Raw genomic sequence first — 19,761 nt, forward strand, 5'->3', positions numbered from 1 at the left:
CATTGATTTATCTTTTAATTCTTTAGTGCTTTTGCTATTTGTACTGCTTCTTGTTGCCAGGCATTAGCCAAAACATGAACCAGCTCGTCATAACCATCTTTTTGTAGAGGCATTTCAATATCAAAAGGACGACGAATAATTTGATTACCGTGTTGCAATATCCAATAACCACTAACCACAGCATAACCGTCATAACGACCATGAAATCCATTTACCGTTACGCGCAATATATCCACATCACTGCTTCCGCCAATAGGTTGTGCAGACACAACCCAGCCACTTAGCTGTGCATTCAAATTATCGGTTAATGCTTGTTTTAATTGCTGCTCCAGGCTACTACCCCAAAGATTGTTATTCGCTATGGTGTATTTTACATTGCTGGTTTGATAAGCAATTCCGGTTCCACTAAGAAAATCAGCCACGGTAACATTTTCAATCCACAACTGTTTGCCAGAGTTGACTGCAATAGCAGCCGAACTGCTTTTAGCCGCACTTGCTGATGGCAGTTGATAATAGGATACCTGCGGCTGGCTGCTACAGGCGCTCAATAACAGCGCAAGGGTTGCAATAGTCCATTTCATCATTGGTTATTGGCCTTTTTTGGCGTAGGGTCATTCGCACTTGGTGCTTCAAATACCAGTGCATTACTCTTCTGATTCAGTTTCTGCAATATTGGCTGCAACTCACGCATAACCTGATCCAGACGTTGCATATCGGCAACCATGGTGCTGTATGCCGTTGAACCTGGTTGTAACCCTTTCAGACTACGATTCAACTCGGTGAGTGTCTTCTGCATATCTTTCGGCAGATTATTAGCCTCTTTGCTGGACAATATGGCATTCAGATTGTTCATCATACTGCGCGTTTCTTTTAAGGTATTAGTCATCTCTGCCAACATTGGTTCAACTGGCATGTTATTAACTTTATCCAATACCGTCATTAAACGTTTCTGAATTTCAGCTAATCCACCCGGCATGGTTGGTATCAGCGGATGTCCGTACACTTCTTTTGGCCCTTTCCACGGTTTTGCGTCTTTGTGGAAATCGAGATCAACAAACAGCGCACCTGTTAACAGGTTACCTGATTTCAACGATGCCCTCAGACCATTAGCATCTACTGATGCCAACAGATGTGCCTTCATATCAAAATCTTTACCAAATCGATTTTGAATTCGATCGGGTTCAATACGAATTAACACCGGCACATAGTAATTATTATTTGTCATCTTCAATTCAGGCATATAGAACGGTACTTCTGAAACAGTACCCACCCTGATTCCCCGAAACTCAACCGGAGCCCCCGGTTGCAGACCACGAATAGAGTCCTCAAAATAGAGTAAGAAATCTTCATGTCGAGTATACAGAGACTCTTGAATGCTCTTTTGATCTGAATAAAGCTCAAACTCTTCGTTGTCTTTAACTGGATCGCCCTGAGCCCAACCGTTAGGTAAGTCGAAACTAATACCTCCCGCGACTAAGGTATCCAGCGAGGCCATTTCAACTCTCACCCCTTGTGATGACATATCAAACGCAATGCCGCTGTCTTGCCAGAAACGAACGTTGCTGGTCACTAATCCACGATAAGCATCCATAATGAACAGGCTGTAACGCATTACCCGTTCTTTGGGATCAAATTCACTGCTCTCTACCGTACCGACGCGGAAACCACGAAACAGTACCGGATCGCCGGCATTCAAGCGGCTTGGCTGTTTACTCTCCAGTGAAACGCGCAATCCTTTAGTATCTGCCGAAGCCAAAGGCGCATTCTCCTCCAGAGTAAATTTATCCTGTTCCTGCTTATCGTGCCCTGGAAGTAACTCAATATAAGCACCGGAAAGTAGAGTGTTTAAACCCGATACCCCTTCCCGACCAATCTGAGGCTTTACCACCCAAAAGACCGTGCCTTTATTGAGTAGTTTAACCATGCCATCATTTAAACGTGCAGTAACAACCACCTGTTTCAGGTCATCACTCAGGGTAACGCTCTCCACCATACCAATGCCGACATTACGGCTCTTAATGGCTGTTTTACCCGCCTCAATACCTTCAGCATTGGTGGTTATCAGCGTAACAACAGGTCCTTGGGTACTAAAATGGTAAAAAAGGATCCAGGCACCAATGAGCACCGTCACAATAGGAATAATCCACACGGGTGACCAGCGTTTTATTTTTTCAACTTTTGCTACGTCCTGATGACTGTCCTGCACGATCAGGCTCCTTATTGGTTAATCATTTTTTTACGATCCCACAAAAGACGGGGATCAAACATCATAGCCGCAATCATGGTTAAAATAACCACCATAGCAAACAGCACTGCGCCAACATCAGGATAGATGCTCATAAGCCGCCCCATTCGAACCAGCGCAGACAGAACCCCTATCACAAATACATCTATCATTGACCATCGACCAACAAACTCAACCACTTCATACAAATAATGCATTTTCTCGCGATCCAACTTATTCCCAAGCTTTCCTGCTCCGGATGCGTCATAACATAACCAACCGATAGCCATTATTTTTAAAGTAGGAACCATGATACTGGCAATAAATATCACCAGTGAGACAGGATAAGAACCGTCTTCCCAAAGGATAATAACCCCAGAAATAATATTGGATGCCATTGGGTTCCCTAATACTTCGGTTACCATGATGGGGAGAATATTGGCCGGGATATAAAGCATAATGGATGTCACTAATAGTGCCAGAGTCCACTGTAAACTATTACGACGTCTGGCATAACCGATGGTATGGCAACGCGGACATTGGTGTTCATCCATAGGCAAAATCGCCATACAGCAAGGACAGGATCTCAGACCTTGTTCCATACCGGACATACCAACCTGAGGTGTTTGATGTAATGTCGGTGCAGGTTGGATAGTGTTCCATAGCCAGTAACGATCCAGGCATTGAAAAGCTCGAACCTGAAGCAAACAAAATAGACAGTAAGGCACAAAGCTCGGGCCAATGCCGATATCCCCGTAAGCCATTAATTTTACAAAACTTACCAGTACACCAACCAGAAAGATTTCTACCATGCACCAAACTTTGGCGAGATAGATAACACGCCCCATAATGACTTTCAGTCGATAAGGTAGCCTGACTTTCAGGCACAACAAAATGATGGCAACCATACAAAATGCCGGGATCAACTGAACAAAGATAATGAATAATGTTGCCAGACTGGCGTAATCATCACTCATCATGGCTTCAGGTATCTCCATCAGTTTAATCTGATTGTAGATACCTGAAACTTGCATATTAATGAATGGGAACAGGTTGGCAAACACCAACATGATAAGTGCACTAATAGCACAACTCACGGGCTGTAAAACAGGTTCTACCCACATAGCACTTAACGTAGTGTGGCAGCGAGGACAAACCGCTTTATCTCCCTGCTTAATCTCAGGAAGTTTAACCATCCAGTCACACTGTGGGCATAACACCAGATTATCGTCAGATTTTTCTACTGTTACTGCATCGCCATGGGTCTGTTTGATATTTACCCGTAGCAGTGATGCATGGGAACAACCCGCATCAGTACACATTGCTACCACCTTTTATCATTCAGAGAGAACACCCATTAGCATACTCAGTATAATCCATTACGTTGAAACGCATCTTCAAACAAAGTTGATAAATGCCGTATTAACTATCACTTTGAATAATATATTTATCATATTATTCATTTTATCGGTTAATAAAGTTTATCAAAAAATCCATTTGATGTTATCAACCGACTGTTTTTACAGCATTTAACACAGGTTTTATCTTTTTGAGTTATCCGTTTTTCTGGGATTCCAACTCTTCCCAACGCAGGAAAGCCTGCTCAAACTCTTGCTCTTTAGTTGCTAAATCCATCAGTACTTTTTGAGTGACTTCATGGGGTTGATTAAAGAACGAAGCATCACTAACTTTAGCCTGAAACTCAGCAACCTCACCCTCCAGCTGTTCTATTTTAGCCGGTAGTCCCTCGAGTTCACGCTGTTGGTTGTAGCTTAGTTTATTGTTAGTCCGTTTCTTTTCTTCCGCTTTTTGTGCTACTGGTTTAGATTCCGGAGCAGAAACAGGTGTCCGCAACTCTTTGGCATTGGCCTGTTGATGATGAGCATCGAAATAACCACCAACATATTGTTTAATGACTCCCTGCCCTTCAAAAATCCAGCAGTCAGTTACCGAGTTATCAACAAATTGCCTATCGTGGCTTACCAACAATACGGTACCGCTATATTCATTTAATAGCTCTTCCAACAACTCCAGAGTTTCAATATCCAGATCGTTAGTTGGTTCATCGAGGATCAATAAGTTGCTCGGTTTCAAAAACAGACGAGCCAACAATAGACGATTGCGTTCTCCACCTGATAATGCCCGTACCGGCGTCATTGCACGTTTAGGATGAAACAGGAAGTCTTGCAGATACCCCAATACATGACGGGAACGGCCATTAACCATCACTTCCTGTTTACCATCCGCCAGATTATCAATAACCGTTTTATCTGGATCCAATTCGGCCCGATGCTGATCAAAATAGGCGACTTCCAGCTTTGTTCCGCAACGTACCTTACCGCTGTCTGGCTGTAACTGTTGTAGCATTATCTTCAACAAGGTGGTTTTACCACAGCCATTTGGGCCAATCAGGGCGATCTTATCTCCACGCTGAACCTGAACTGAAAAATCTTTTACCAGCGTTTTTCCTGCCACGCTGTAGCTAACATTCTCCAGTTCAAAAATAATTTTCCCTGAACGCAGCGACTCTTCCACCTGCATTTTCGCTGTACCCATGGTATTACGGCGAGCAGCATGTTCATTGCGCATCGCTTTCAATGCACGCACGCGCCCTTCATTACGAGTACGCCGCGCTTTGATCCCTTGACGGATCCAGACCTCTTCCTGAGCCAGACGGCGATCAAACTCTGCATTTTGCAGCTCTTCAACTCGCAATGCCTCCTCTTTTCCTTCCAGATAAAGGTCGTAATTACCGGGCCAGGACACCAGTTTGCCGCGATCTAAATCAACAATACGGGTTGCCATACTGCGAATAAATGAACGGTCATGAGAGATAAAAACAATGCTGCCATCAAACTCTTTCAAAAACTCTTCCAGCCAGGAAATAGTTTCAATATCCAGATGGTTAGTTGGCTCATCAAGCAACAACACATCTGGAGAAGAGACCAACGCACGAGCAAGTGCTGCTTTACGCAACCAACCACCAGATAACGATGACAATGGTGCATCAGCTACCAGCTCCAGCTTCGCCAGCACCGCGCGGATATGGCTATCAATTAGCCAACTTCCCTGATGTTCCAGCATCTCTTGTAGACTGGCTAATCTCTTCAGGTTTTGCTCACTGGGATCGCTACCCACCAGTTGAGACAGATGATGATACTCTTTTAACTGTTCGGCTTGCTTCTCAACACCTTCGGCCACGAAATCAAAGACGCTTCCTTCCACGTTACGAGGTGGATCCTGTTGCAAACGCGCAACAACAATATCCTGCTCAAATACCAGTTGCCCATCGTCCAACGGCACTTCGCGGTTCAGAATTTTTAATAGTGTCGATTTACCCGCACCGTTACGCCCAACCAGACAAACGCGTTCACCTGGTTCAATATGCAGTTCTGTATTATCCAATAATGGTGCATCGCTGAATGACAGCCATGCACCTGACATATTAATCAAAGACATTTGTTACTTTCCCTCACCGGCATGAGATACCAGCCAGCAATTATGAATTTGTCGGTTACGGGCAAAATCGACAGACAGCGTTTTTTCGGAGATCTCTTGCGCACTGAGTTTCAGTTTAGCTAAGCCATCCATATCCATCTTAAAGCCACGTTTGTTATTGGAGAACATGATGGTGCCACCAGGACGTAACATTCTTTTTAAATCAGCCATTAGAGCCAAATGGTCACGCTGCACATCAAAACTATTTTCCATACGTTTAGAGTTGGAGAACGTGGGTGGATCGATAAAGATCACATCAAACTGTTCATTGGTTTCATGCATCCAGCCCAGACAATCCGCCTGAATCAAGCGATGTTGTCGGCCAACCAAATCATTAGCCCGTAAATTACGTTCCGCCCATTCCAGATAGGTACGCGACATATCAACCGTGGTGGTGGTTCGCGCACCGCCAATGCCGGCATGTACACTGGCCGAACCGGTATAGGCAAACAGATTAAGGAAATCTTTACCGCGGCTCATCTGGCCTAACATACGACGCGCAATGCGATGATCAAGGAACAGACCGGTATCCAGATAATCTGTCAGGTTAACCCACAGCTTAGCGCCAAACTCATTAACCAGGAAAAAATCTCCCTTCTGTGCCAGTTTCTCATACTGACTCTTGCCTTTTTGTCTCTCACGAACTTTTAAAATCAAAGCGCTGGCCGGTAACTCAAGAACCGCCAATGTGGCATTGATAGCATCAAACAGGCGTTGACGGGCTTTTTGCGGATCGACCGTTTTGGGTGGTGCGTACTCTTGTAAAACATATTTGCTACCATAACGATCGAGCGCCAGGTTATATTCTGGTAAATCTGCATCGTAAAGACGATAGCATTCGATACCTTCCTGTTTCGCCCACTTTTCCAGCTTTTTCACATTTTTTCGCAGTCGATTAGCAAAATCTGCCGCAATCTGTACGGACTGTTCTGTGTTTTTCTCACCGTCACTCCCTGTGGAGCGATCGCTTTGAGATGAACTTCTTTCACTATTTTCAGCCAGAGAGTAATTTTTCTGTACGCAGTCTAATGGACCATTTTTAGCTTTGAATTGACGCCCTGCCCGCAGTTGTAAGCAGCTTAGCAGTTCAGGCGAGGCACTGAATAAAGAGAGGTTCCAGCCGCCAAAATCGCGTTTCATTATCTGGCCTAGCGCACTGTGCAAAGCAATCAGTGCGGGCTCGCTATCCAGACGTTCACCATAGGGAGGGTTACTGAGTACTGTCCCTTTTTGGCCTTCGGGTAATGGATTGGTCAAACGCGTTAATTCTTGAGTTTCAAACTGAATCAAACTGGCAACACCAGCCCGGCGAGCGTTGTTTTTAGCTATCTCAATAACCCGACGATCGTGATCATAACCATAGAAACGCGATTCAGTTTTATTAATACCACGACTGGCTCTGACCTGTGCTTCAGCCAACAATTCGCGCCATAATTCAGCATTATGCCCAAGCCATTGATTAAAACCCCAGTAATCGCGACGTAAACCTGGTGCAATATCCGCGGCCACCATAGCAGCTTCGATCAATAAGGTGCCGGAACCGCACATTGGATCAACCATTGGTGTCTCTGGCTGCCAGCCCGAGCGCATCACAATCGCCGCTGCCAGGTTTTCTTTTAACGGGGCCTGACCTGCCATATCGCGATATCCACGTTGATGTAAACCATCACCGCTTAAGTCAATGGCCACATTGGCACGATCTTTTTGTAAATAGACGTTGATACGAATATCTGGCTGAACTTTCGCTACGTCCGGGCGCTGTTGAATTTTGCGAGTGAAGCTGTCAACGATGGCATCTTTCACTTTCAGAGCGCCATACTGACTATTGCGAATCTCTTCGTTGGTACCGGTGAAGTTAACGGCAAAGGTCTTATCAACCCCAAACAGAGAAGGCCAGTTAATGGCATTGATACCAAGATACAAATCCATATCGCTGTATACACGGAATTCGCTTAACGGTAACAGAATGCGCGAAGCTAATCGGCTCCATAGCAAACTGGTATACATCAGGCGTTCGTCACCTTCAAAATGCACACCGCCCTGCACCACTTTACAGGAACTTGCCCCCAGCGCTTCCAGCTCAGTTTTTAATAATTCTTCCAGCCCACGCGCCGTACTGGCAAACAGAGAGATCATAAGGTTACACCGCATAATAAAAATAGTGGTGCATTATAGCCAATCCATGCGCTTTGTCATAAAGTTACCCTCTATTAATTAGTGAAATCTCGAATCACCGCTGTCCAGTATCGATACTCCTCAGGTTACATAATTATTTATGCTGCCATATCATATCGTTAGCTTCTGGCGTCTGTGAGCTTCACCAGCTATCAATGGAGTTGTTACGTGGTTACTCTTTCTCGTTTATATGTTCATCCGGTTAAATCAATGAGAGGTCTGGAGCTTTCTCATGCTCAGGTTGGCGAAAGTGGTCTGGCATTTGACCGTATTTTTATGGTGACCGATCCGAATGGAACATTTATTACCGCCCGACAATATCCACAGTTAGTACGCTTTATTCCTGCCTTGCTGATTAACGGTGTATCTATTACTGCACCTGACGGACAAAGCAAAATGGTCGGCTTTAGTGATTTTTCTCAAACCCTTTCTCCAACCGAAGTTTGGGGAAACCATTTTACGGCTCATATTGCTCCTGACAGTATCAATCAATGGTTAAGCCGCTATTTAAATAAGGAAGTTCAGCTTCGCTGGGTGGGCCCGGAACTTACCCGTAGGGTAAAGAACCGTCCTGAAGTCCCCCTTTCTTTTGCCGATGGTTTCCCATACTTGCTAATCAATGAAACTTCATTTCAGGTGCTACAGTCCCGTTGCCCGGGCAGTATTGTGATTGAGCAATTCCGGCCTAATCTGATTATTCGCGATGCAACACCATTTGCAGAAGACAGCTGGCAAACTATTCGTATTGGTGAAGTTATTTTTGATTTAGTTAAACCCTGTAGCCGCTGCGTTTTAACCACCGTAAATACTGAAAATGGCCGTAAACACCCTCAGGGTGAACCTTTACGCACTCTGCAACAGTTCAGAACTGCAGAAAATGGCGACGTGGATTTTGGTCAGAATATGATTGCCCGAAATCATGGTGTTATTCGTTTAGGAGATTCGATTGAAGTATTGGCAACCCATCCTGCCAGAGTCTATAAATCCAAAGACCCAGTGGAAGTCCTTGAGCCTGAGCAAGTGGAACCAAAAGAGGTGGTGATCAGCTATGGTGAGCACACTTTTATTGGTAATAATCAACAGGTATTACTGGAGCAACTAGAACAAAACGGTATTCAAATTCCCTACTCTTGTCGGGCTGGTATATGTGGGTGCTGTAGAATCAAACTGGAAGCGGGCGAGGTAAGTGCCATGCGAAAAGGGGCAATAAAAAGAGATGGTTCGGTTCTTGCCTGTAGTTGTATACCAAAAGGCAACATCAAACTAGCTTAATGATTTAAGCTAGTTTGGTTATACCGCTTGCGCGAGTAAGTAATTTGGGGAAGCGTCCTGACTAACAATGCTCACAGCGCACATTCTGTCGTGCATCACTTTAATCGCATCGCCCAGTTGCAGAGCTTTACCAGAGAGCGCCAGATAAGGCTGAGCCACCAAACAGAGGCTGGCGTTCTCTCCTGCATCAACCACCAACAATAGCGCGGTCTCGCCGCTATCAATCAGGGTAACGGCAACTATCTCGTTATTTTGAGGCTGTAATTCCACCTTCTGCTGAACGAAATACCAACTCTTCGGCATTAATGGCTTTAAAAAACGATAAGCTGTCAGCGCATTCAAATTTAATTCTGCACGCTGATCGTTAGTTAAAGGTAAGCAACGGCAGCGTTCTTCTAATTCAAAAAATAGCGCGGCATCATCAACACAAAATGCGGATTCGGTAAACGCATCAGGCGTCAACATTTTGGCCGGGAACCGAGAGCGGAAAATCATATCATTAGATAAATCTAACATTAACCGATCGTGTTCATCGTCAAAATACCAGCGCCAGTTATCATCTGGCTTAATCCTCATTACACTTTCCTTAAACTATGAAGCTTATTTAATTCAATCTTTATCCCAGATAACGTCCAATATTATCTAATTAACTGGATAAAGATTCTGATAATTATGACTAACAATATAAACGCAATCACAAACGCTTAAAATATAGAACAACCGGGAGAAAAAATAAACCCCCGGTGATCAATTAATAAGAAATAAGATTAAATATGTGTGAGAATTTCTTTCACTAACCCCGGACCTTTATAAATAAAACCGGAATATATTTGGATTAATGAAGATCCCGCTTCCAGTTTCTCTCTGGCAGAGGTTAAAGAGTCAATTCCACCAACGCCAATAATAGGTAATTTCCCTTTAAGCTCTGTGGATAAACGACGAATGATCTCAGTACTACGAAGCTGTAAAGGCCGGCCACTTAATCCACCAGATTGCTCGCTATTAATTAGTCCATCGACTAATTTCCGATCTAATGTGGTATTTGTTGCAATGACACCATCTATATTGTGTCGAATTAAACTATCGGCTACTTGGATCAATTCTTCTTCAGAAAGATCCGGTGCGATCTTAACGGCTACAGGAACATATTTGGCATGACGCTTTTCTAATTCAACTTGTTTATTTTTAATTGCGGTTAATAGATCATCCAACGCCTCGCCATATTGTAATGTTCTTAATCCTGGCGTATTTGGAGAAGATATATTTACCGCAATATAACCAGCATATGGATATACTTTATCCATACAAATCAAATAGTCATCTTTACCCTGCTCTACCGGTGTGACTTTATTTTTACCAATATTTACACCAATAATTCCGTCAAAGCGTGTCTTCTTGATATTCTCTACCAAATTATCAACGCCGAGATTATTAAACCCCATTCGGTTGATCAATCCTTCTGCCGACACGATCCGATATAACCTTGGCTTTTCATTACCTGGCTGTGGCTTTGGTGTAACGGTTCCGACTTCAATGGAGCCAAAACCCATGGCACCTAATGCATCAATACATTCACCGTCTTTATCCAGGCCGGCGGCTAATCCCAATGGGTTTTTAAAATTAAGTCCCATACAGCTAACGGGCTTATTGGGAACGGATTGCTGAATAAGACACTGTAATGGCGTACCGTTAATACGGTGAAGTAAACGGAAGGTAAATTCATGTGCCTGCTCTGGATCGAGCTGAAACAATGCTTTTCTGATGAAAGGGTAAAACATACTCCTCCTTAAAAACCTGCCCAAAATGACAACTCACTCAGCCCGATGGGATTGGTTTTTAATCCGGGCTATCGACCGGAGACATATTATTCAGTATTGACCTGCTAAAAGAAATGATCAATTACAGGAAATCGAGTATTTGTGCGTCAACGGTGCATAAAAAAGCCGGCATCATAGCCGGCTTTTTCGATCAGCATGGATTATTCACCATTTAGCGTTTTACTAATCTTCTCAAATAAATCGCCCGAAAGGTTGTCCAATTGCTTTAATTGCTCCAACGCGTTACGCATTAATATCTGCCGCTCCCGATCGTAACGGCCAAGACGAATTAATGGCTCAATCAGACGTGAAGCTACCTGTGGATTTTTCTGATTCAGCTCAGTCAGAACCTCAGTTAAAAATGCATAACCACTACCATCTTTTGCATGGAATGCGGATGGATTAGTGGAAGCAAAAGCACCAATTAATGAACGGATACGGTTCGGATTATTCATGCTGAAAGAACGATGACTTAATAATGCTTTAATATTATTAAGCACTGTGCTATCCGGACTGCTGGCCTGCAATATAAACCATTTATCCATCACCAGACCATCCTGATACCAACGCTCATCAAATGACTGCATCAATTTATTACGACATGGTAATTGTGCTGCAACCGCGGCTGATAATGCAGCTAAAGCGTCGGTCATATTATTAGCCTGATGATACTGTTGGCTAATCAGATTATTGGCAAACTCAGTTTCAGTAAATGCTAAATATCCCAGACAAGTATTACTTAATGCTCGCTTAGCAATATCACTGTGTTCAATACGATATTCATCCGTTCTGTTAGCTAAATAAACCGCTAACCACTCATCTTGCATCTCTTGAGCAAAACAGTTAACCAATTCACCTCTGACCTGATGAATAGCATCAGGATCGATAATATCAAAAAGCTCTGACATCTCATTTTCTGACGGCAGACTTAATATCAGAGCGGCCAGTGCCGGATCTAATCGATCGCTTAATAAAATAGCGCGGAAAGCATCAATCACATGTAAAGGTAATTCAAACGCCTCACCTTTTTGCAGTCGAGTGACATTCTCTTTTATATATTTTGCCAGCAACATTTGCGCAGCATCCCAACGGGAAAAATCGTTGGTGGAATGCTGCATTAAAAATGCCAGTTGCTTATCGGTATAAGGATAATCCAACTTAACCGGCGCAGAAAACTCTCTTAATAAAGAGATGATCGGTTGTTGTGGTACGCGCTCAAACACCAGGGTTTGTTCAGCCTGAGTAATATTCAGCACTGAATTTACCGGTTTTCCTGCGGAATATAGCGGGATAACATCGCCGTTGTCGTTATACAGTTCAATACTTAATGGAATATGTAACGGTAGTTTTTCCGTCTGATCCTGAGTCGGTGGCGTAAATTGGCTAACGGTTAAAGTATATTGCTGTTTTGCACTATCGTAGCTATCGCGTACCGTTAACTGTGGTGTTCCCGACTGGCTATACCACCGACGGAACAGCGTTAAGTCAATACCGGAGGCATCTTCCATCGCCTGAACAAAATCATCACAGGTGGCTGCACTGCCATCATGACGTTGGAAATAGAGCTTCATTCCCGCCTGAAATTTCTCTTCTCCCAGTAAGGTATGCATCATACGGATCACTTCCGATCCTTTTTCATATACCGTCAGGGTATAGAAATTATTCATCTCAATAACTTTATCAGGACGAATTGGATGTGCCATTGGGCTGGCATCTTCAGCAAACTGCGCTCCGCGCATAACGCGTACTGAGTCAATACGATTTACTGCCCGAGAACCTAAATCAGAGCTGAACTCTTGATCGCGGAAAACCGTTAGCCCCTCTTTCAGACTAAGCTGGAACCAATCCCGGCAGGTAACCCGATTTCCCGTCCAGTTATGAAAATATTCATGACCAATCACTGATTCAATATTCAGATAGTCTTTATCGGTGGCTGTTTCAGCCTTAGCTAACACATATTTGGAGTTAAATACGTTTAGCCCTTTATTTTCCATCGCCCCCATATTGAAAAAATCAACGGCAACGATCATATAGATATCTAAGTCATACTCCAGACCAAAACGTTGTTCATCCCACTTCATCGCATTTTTCAGCGAAGTCATCGCCCAGTCGGCACGATCGAGATTGCCACGATCGACAAACAGCTCCAACGCTACACTTCTGCCTGAACAGGTAATAAAAGTATCTCTTAATACATCAAAGTCACCGGCTACCAGCGCAAACAGGTAACAAGGTTTCGGGAAAGGATCCTGCCATTGCACCCAATGACGGCCATCTTCCAAATCTCCCTGAGCAATGCGATTACCATTCGACAATAAATAAGGATAAGCCTGTTTATCCGCCACAATACGCGTGGTGAAACGAGCCAAAACATCCGGACGATCGAGATAATAGGTAATATGGCGAAAACCTTCAGCTTCACACTGGGTACATAAAGCCTCACCGGAAAGATATAGCCCTTCCAGAGCACTGTTAGCAGCAGGATGAATTTCATTAACAATCTTCAGCGTGAAGTTGTCTGGCAGTTGTTCTAATACCAGTTTACCTTCCTGCTGTTGATAGTGAGCCCAGGGAGTATCATTCACACTGATGGAAATTAGTGTCAGGTTTTCACCGTCTAATATTAGTGGTGCCTGTTTCTCACCCTGACGTTGGACTTGGCTGATAGCCGTTACCTGAGTGGTTTCTGGTGCTAAATCAAAGGATAAATCAATATCGGTGATAGTGAAGTCAGGTTTGCGGTAATCCTGACGGTACTTAGCTTGTGGTTTCTGAGTCATAAAAAACCTATATATGAAAGACGATGTTGTTCAATTAATTTATCAATTGAGTCTATGCTTCTTAACAATCAGATGCAAAAGCCCAACCGATTAAATACGAAAAATAATCATTTTCTTCACGAAGTTATTCAGTATTGTGCCTGATAAAATAGAAAGTCAGAGTCGAAACCGCACATTTTCTGGGTTTATTAACCTGATATTAAAGGTATACTCTCCGGATATTTCAGTGCGTCACCTAATGAGAAAACAGTAACCGCAACATGAAACAACAGGCAACCCCCATCCTTACGTCATTATTAGATACCGATGCTTATAAGCTGCATATGCAACAGGCCGTTTTCCATCGCTATCGTAATACTACTGTGGTCGCGGAGTTTCGCTGTCGCAGCGAAGACCTTCTGGGTGAATATGCAGATGAAATTCGTCAACAGATATCATTAATGCGTGATTTGGCATTAACTGAAGATGAGTACCAATATCTGGCCTCTCTGCCCTTTTTCCAGCAGGACTATCTCGACTGGTTAAAAACCTTCCGCTTTAATCCAGCTCAGGTGCATGTAAGCAATGAGAAAGGTCGGTTAAAAGTCCGCATTACCGGACTTTGGTATGAAACAATTCTGTGGGAAGTTCCTCTGTTGGCGGTGATTAGCGAAACCATACACCGTCACAGAACGCCAGATATCGGTTCCGAACAGGCAATCGTCCATCTAAAAGAGAAACTGGCTCGCTTCCGTCAGGATTATGCTGATGTCGACCTGTCGCAATTCAGAATCTCTGATTTTGGTACCCGCCGCCGTTATAGCAAAGCGGTTCAGCAAGATATTGTTCACCTGTTGCAACAAGAGTTTTCTCCTTATATGGCAGGAACCAGCAATTACGATCTGGCTCGCCGCCTGAATCTTTCTCCGATAGGCACTCAGGCTCATGAGTGGTTTCAGGCTTTTCAACAGATAAGTCCCGTACTGGCCAACAGTCAACGCGCTGCGTTGCAAGGCTGGCTGGATGAATATCCTGATCTGTTGGGCATTGCATTAACAGATTGTATTACCATGGACGCCTTCTTACGCGATTTCGGTATTCAGTTTGCCAGCCAGTATGAAGGACTAAGACATGACTCTGGCGATCCGTTTGAATGGGGTGAAAAGGCCATTGCTCACTATCAGAATCTGGGAATCGATCCATTAACTAAAATGTTAGTGTTCTCTGATAATCTCGACTTAGATAAGGCACTGGCGTTATACAAACGTTTCCATACTCGGGTAAAACTGGTCTTTGGTATTGGAACACGCCTCACCTGTGATATTCCAAACGTCAGTCCGATGAATATCGTGATAAAACTGATTCAATGTAATGGCAAACCCGTGGCGAAACTGTCGGACAGTCCCGGGAAAACCATCTGTCAGGATAAAGCATTCGTCAAAGCACTACATAAAGCCTTCAACTTACCGCTGGTGAAACGTGGCAATTAAATCGCCATATTAATGTAGTAAATGAAAAGAAAAGCCGCCCTTCTATTGTAAAAAGGCGGCTTTTTTTAGTACCTTTATCAATTACCCCGGCATTCAATAGGCCATCGTGCGAAAAGTCCTTCTATTTTTACGCGAATGACTGATATTGATTGACGGAGATTGCTGTTTTCTGGATGTCAGTTAACATGCAGCAAGTAATTAAGAGTCAGGTTGCAGTGAAAAAATGCACCCTGAAATAAAATTCAGATAATTTAACATCATAAGAGAGAAATTTATGAGCGTAGTGCCTGTAGTCGACGTACTGCAAGGCCGTGCCGCGGTTGACAGCGAAGTCACCGTACGCGGTTGGGTACGTACCCGGCGTGATTCTAAAGCCGGTATATCCTTTCTGACCGTTTATGACGGTTCGTGCTTTAATCCATTACAGGCTGTCATTAATAATTCTCTGCCTAATTATCAGGACGAAGTGTTACGTCTGACTACTGGTTGTTCCGTGATTGTTACTGGTAAAGTCACTGCATCACCGGGTGAAGGTCAATCTTTTGAACTGCAGGCCACTGAAGTTCAGGTAACCGGTTGGATTGACGATCCGGACACTTATCCAATGGCGGCTAAACGCCACACTATTGAGTATCTGCGTGAAGTTGCTCACCTGCGCCCGCGTACCAATATTATTGGTGCAGTGGCTCGTGTGAGACATACTCTTGCTCAGGCTATTCATCGTTTCTTTGATGAGCAGGGCTATTTTTGGGTATCCACTCCGATTATCACCGCTGCCGATACAGAAGGTGCTGGTGAGATGTTCCGTGTTTCCACACTGGATCTGGAAAACTTGCCTCGTAACGATAAAGGATTGGTTGATTTCAGTCAGGACTTCTTTGGTAGCGAATCATTTCTGACGGTATCAGGCCAGTTGAACGGCGAGACTTACGCCTGTGCACTGTCCAAAATCTATACTTTTGGCCCAACGTTCCGTGCGGAAAACTCCAACACCAGCCGTCACCTGGCTGAATTCTGGATGGTTGAACCAGAAGTTGCTTTTGCTAACCTGAATGATATTGCTGCACTGGCAGAAAGTATGCTGAAGTATGTTTTCAAAGCAGTTTTAGAAGAACGCGCTGATGATATGGCCTTCTTTGCAGAACGCGTAGACAGTGAAGCGATTTCTCGCCTGGAAAAATTTGTAACATCTGACTTTGCTCAGGTTGACTATACCGATGCGATTGAAATTCTGATTAACAGCGGTCAGAGCTTCGAAAATCCGGTAAGTTGGGGTATTGACCTCTCTTCTGAACACGAACGTTATTTAGCTGAGAAGCACTTTAAAGCGCCAGTGGTAGTTAAAAACTATCCAAAAGATATTAAAGCCTTCTATATGCGTATGAATGAAGACGGTAAAACCGTTGCAGCAATGGACGTTCTGGCGCCAGGCATCGGCGAAATCATCGGTGGTTCTCAACGTGAAGAGCGTTTAGAGCAGTTTGATCGTCGTCTGGCTGAATTGGGCATGAATAAAGAAGATTACAGTTGGTATCGTGACCTGCGTCGCTACGGTACCGTGCCACATGCCGGCTTTGGTTTAGGCTTCGAACGTTTGATCGCTTATGTGACCGGAGTACAGAACGTACGTGATGTCATTCCGTTCCCAAGAACCCCAAGAAACGTCTCTTTCTAAACCCACAGAAATTGATTAAATTTCACTCAAAAAACAAAAGGCCAGCAATTTTGGCCTTTTGTTTTTTAAAAATTAGATGCTTATCACAAAGTTCAATTGGATTCACATTTGGAAATACCTATTTTCCGCTTGTAACTTCTTTAGGATATTAGTAGCATTTAAAGGCTAGATTAACTGCCTTGCGAATGAAAAACTGCGGGTGGCTTAAAAAATGGCATCAACGTTTACCAACTATAAAGTTGGAAGCAGTGGCAGATGTCAGACAACTCCAATGAGGGAAGTTAATAAAATGATGAAACGTAAAATTTTAGCAGTGATCGTACCAGCTCTGTTAGTTGCTGGTGCAGCAAACGCAGCGGAAGTGTATAACAAAGATGGTAACAAGTTAGACATTACCGGCAAGATTCAGGGTTCTCACTATTTCTCTGACGACAAAGGCAACGACGGCGACAAAACTTACGCTCGTTTCGGTCTGCGCGGTGAAACCCAAGTTAGCGATCAAGTAGTTGGTTATGGTTACTACCAAACCGAGCTGAACGCTAGCAACCAAGAAGGCAACAACCAAGGCAACGGTAAGTCTGGTGGCAACACACAAAAAACCCGTTTAGCTTATGCTGGTATTAAAGCAGGTGATGCAGGTTCTTTCGACTACGGTCGTAACTACGGCGTTCTGTATGACATCGGCGGCTGGACTGACGTTCTGCCAGAGTTCGGTGGCGACAGCTATCAGCAAACTGACGTATTCATGACTCAACGTGCTGCTAACCTGGCTACTTACCGTAACAAGAACTTCTTCGGCATGGTTGATGGTCTGAACTTCGCTGTTCAGTATCAAGGCCGTAACGATTCTGGCGACCGTAACGGTTCTGACCGTAACGGCGACGGCTGGGGTCTGTCTTCTACCTATAATTTAGGTAATGGTCTGTCTTTAGGTGCTGCTTATGCATCATCTGACCGTACCGATGTGCAAACTGCTGATGGTCATGGCGACCGCGCTAATGCTGCTACCGGTGGTATCAAATACGATGCGAACAACATCTATTTAGCCGCTATGTACAGCCAGACTTACAACATGACTCGTTTTGGGCCTAACGGCGCTTACGCTGCTAACAAAGCACAAAACATTGAAGTTGTAGCTCAGTACCAGTTCGATTTCGGTTTACAACCATCATTAGCTTACGTTCAGTCTAAAGGTAAAGACCTGAACTACGCTGGTTACGGCGACAGCCAGGACTTAGTGAAATATGTTGATGTTGGTGCAACTTACTACTTCAACAAAAACATCTCTACTAAAGTTGACTACAAAATCAACTTAATTGATGACAATAAATTCACTGACGCAGCTAAGATCTCTACTGATGATATCGTAGCTGTAGGTATCGTTTACCAGTTCTAATTCATCTTATTTGATGATATGCAAAAGGCACTCTTCGGAGTGCCTTTTTAATGTAACAGATAAACTATTTGGCTAAGCAGATGGTTTGATTATTAGAATTATCAATATATCCATCGGCTTTATAGTTTTAATTACTTTTTCATTCTAAACCATTGTCAAACTCAATAAATTAGCGTTACTCTGGCGATACTTCTGCTTTTCTCAATTAATCTGATTCATGGAAGCCATCAACTATGTTTGAACATATTAAAGCTGCGCCCGCTGACCCGATATTAGGATTGGGAGAGCTGTATAACGCTGAAACCCGCCCAAGCAAAATTAACCTTGGTATTGGGGTATATAAAGATGAAACGGGCCAGACTCCGGTTCTTGAATGCGTAAAAAAAGCAGAGCAATATCTGCTGGAAAATGAAAAAACCAAAAATTACCTTGGTATTGCGGGTATTCCGGCATTTGCCACCTGCACTCAGGAGTTATTATTTGGTGCCGGTAGCTCAATTATTAGCGAAAAGCGTGCCCGTACGGCACAAGCCCCTGGCGGTACTGGTGCATTACGTATTGCAGCGGATTTTATCGCTTCCAACACGGATGTGAAGCGCGTTTGGATCAGCAACCCAACCTGGCCAAACCATAAAAATATTTTTCAGGCAGCAGGATTAGAAACGCCTGAATATACCTACTATAACGCCGAAGAGCATGCATTAGACTTTGAAGGTATGTTAGCCAGTTTAGCGCAAGCTCAGGCGGGTGATGTGGTGTTATTCCACGGTTGCTGCCATAACCCTACCGGAATAGATCCTACCGCTGAACAATGGCAGAAACTGGCTGAACTTTCCGCTGAACGCGGTTGGTTACCTCTGTTTGACTTCGCCTATCAGGGTTTTGCTAATGGTCTTGAAGAAGATGCTCAGGGATTACGCCTGTTTGCCGCAACTCATTCAGAATTGATTGTTGCCAGCTCTTTCTCTAAGAACTTTGGCTTGTATAACGAGCGTGTAGGCGCCTTTACTCTGGTTGCAGCAGATAGCGAAACCGCAGAACGTTCATTCAGTCAGGTGAAGTCAGTTATTCGCGCTAACTACTCCAACCCTCCTGCACATGGTGCTTCTATTGTTGCCACCATCCTGAGTAACCCTACTCTGCGTGCTACCTGGGAGCAGGAATTAACGGATATGCGCCAGCGTATTCACCGTATGCGCCAGCTGTTTGTTAATACGCTACAGGAAAAAGGCGCTCAGCAGGACTTTAGCTTCATTATTCAACAGAATGGCATGTTCTCCTTCAGTGGCCTGACTCAAGAGCAGGTGCTGCGTTTGAGGAGCGATTATGCCATCTATGCGGTTAACTCTGGCCGAATTAACGTGGCTGGAATGACGCTGGATAATATGGCTCCGCTGTGTGAGGCGATTGTCGCGGTGCTGTAAGTTTGAAGAGTGGTTTTATTCTGTTGATGGG

General features: G+C 44.0%; 13 protein-coding genes. 5 read left to right on the plus strand and 8 right to left on the minus strand.

Annotation, left to right across the window (positions count from 1 at the left end; genetic code table 11):
- Window positions 1–14: 14 nt before the first annotated feature.
- The 5 genes from pqiC to rlmKL all read right to left on the minus strand — a co-directional run bounded on the left by pqiC (window position 15) and on the right by rlmKL (window position 7,858).
- The gene (gene pqiC / locus I2494_RS13720; protein ID WP_218467328.1) at window positions 15–584 is read right to left on the minus strand and encodes a membrane integrity-associated transporter subunit PqiC; all 570 of its coding nucleotides are present in this window, start codon (window positions 582–584) and stop codon (window positions 15–17) included.
- Window positions 581–2,206 carry an intermembrane transport protein PqiB gene (gene pqiB, locus I2494_RS13725; RefSeq protein WP_218467329.1) on the minus strand — a complete coding sequence of 542 codons (1,626 nt, stop codon included), beginning with the start codon at window positions 2,204–2,206 and terminating at the stop codon, window positions 581–583. Before pqiB ends, pqiC begins: the two co-directional genes overlap by 4 nt.
- 11 nt (window positions 2,207–2,217) lie before the next feature.
- Window positions 2,218–3,546 (minus strand): membrane integrity-associated transporter subunit PqiA, encoded by a 1,329-nt coding sequence (gene pqiA, locus I2494_RS13730; protein WP_218467330.1) that lies wholly within the window; start codon window positions 3,544–3,546, stop codon window positions 2,218–2,220.
- 232 nt (window positions 3,547–3,778) lie between these two features.
- Window positions 3,779–5,683, minus strand: a complete 1,905-nt coding sequence (locus I2494_RS13735) for an ABC transporter ATP-binding protein (protein WP_218467331.1) — start codon at window positions 5,681–5,683, stop codon at window positions 3,779–3,781.
- Between the two features lie 3 nt (window positions 5,684–5,686).
- A complete protein-coding gene (gene rlmKL / locus I2494_RS13740) occupies window positions 5,687–7,858 on the minus strand; it encodes a bifunctional 23S rRNA (guanine(2069)-N(7))-methyltransferase RlmK/23S rRNA (guanine(2445)-N(2))-methyltransferase RlmL (protein ID WP_218467332.1) in 2,172 nt (723 codons plus the stop codon).
- Window positions 7,859–8,065: 207 nt separating this feature from the next.
- Here rlmKL and I2494_RS13745 point away from each other — a divergent pair, with 207 nt between their 5' ends.
- Window positions 8,066–9,169, plus strand: coding sequence for a YcbX family protein (locus I2494_RS13745; protein ID WP_218467333.1), 1,104 nt, complete (start codon window positions 8,066–8,068; stop codon window positions 9,167–9,169).
- A gap of 18 nt (window positions 9,170–9,187) precedes the next feature.
- On the opposite strand, the gene I2494_RS13750 is transcribed toward I2494_RS13745, so the two are convergent.
- The 3 genes from I2494_RS13750 to pepN all read right to left on the minus strand — a co-directional run bounded on the left by I2494_RS13750 (window position 9,188) and on the right by pepN (window position 13,766).
- The gene (locus I2494_RS13750) at window positions 9,188–9,745 is read right to left on the minus strand and encodes a cell division protein ZapC (protein WP_218467334.1); all 558 of its coding nucleotides are present in this window, start codon (window positions 9,743–9,745) and stop codon (window positions 9,188–9,190) included.
- Between the two features lie 191 nt (window positions 9,746–9,936).
- Window positions 9,937–10,947: a quinone-dependent dihydroorotate dehydrogenase gene (gene pyrD / locus I2494_RS13755; RefSeq protein WP_218467335.1), complete on the minus strand. Its 1,011-nt coding sequence runs from the start codon at window positions 10,945–10,947 to the stop codon at window positions 9,937–9,939.
- A 200-nt stretch (window positions 10,948–11,147) separates the two neighbouring features.
- Window positions 11,148–13,766, minus strand: a complete 2,619-nt coding sequence (gene pepN / locus I2494_RS13760) for an aminopeptidase N (protein ID WP_218467336.1) — start codon at window positions 13,764–13,766, stop codon at window positions 11,148–11,150.
- 260 nt (window positions 13,767–14,026) lie between these two features.
- Here pepN and pncB point away from each other — a divergent pair, with 260 nt between their 5' ends.
- From pncB to I2494_RS13780, 4 genes are all read left to right on the plus strand, one after another.
- Window positions 14,027–15,235 carry a nicotinate phosphoribosyltransferase gene (gene pncB, locus I2494_RS13765; protein ID WP_218467337.1) on the plus strand — a complete coding sequence of 403 codons (1,209 nt, stop codon included), beginning with the start codon at window positions 14,027–14,029 and terminating at the stop codon, window positions 15,233–15,235.
- A 274-nt stretch (window positions 15,236–15,509) separates the two neighbouring features.
- Window positions 15,510–16,910: an asparagine--tRNA ligase gene (gene asnS, locus I2494_RS13770; protein WP_218467338.1), complete on the plus strand. Its 1,401-nt coding sequence runs from the start codon at window positions 15,510–15,512 to the stop codon at window positions 16,908–16,910.
- 292 nt (window positions 16,911–17,202) lie between these two features.
- Entirely contained in the window at window positions 17,203–18,306 is a 1,104-nt protein-coding gene (gene ompC, locus I2494_RS13775; protein ID WP_218467446.1) for a porin OmpC, read from the plus strand.
- 233 nt (window positions 18,307–18,539) lie between these two features.
- Window positions 18,540–19,730, plus strand: coding sequence for an amino acid aminotransferase (locus I2494_RS13780; protein WP_218467339.1), 1,191 nt, complete (start codon window positions 18,540–18,542; stop codon window positions 19,728–19,730).
- The last annotated feature ends 31 nt before the right edge of the window (window positions 19,731–19,761 follow it).

The sequence above is a fragment of the Limnobaculum allomyrinae genome (genome assembly GCF_016649425.1).
Classification (GTDB): Bacteria; Pseudomonadota; Gammaproteobacteria; order Enterobacterales; family Enterobacteriaceae; genus Limnobaculum; species Limnobaculum allomyrinae.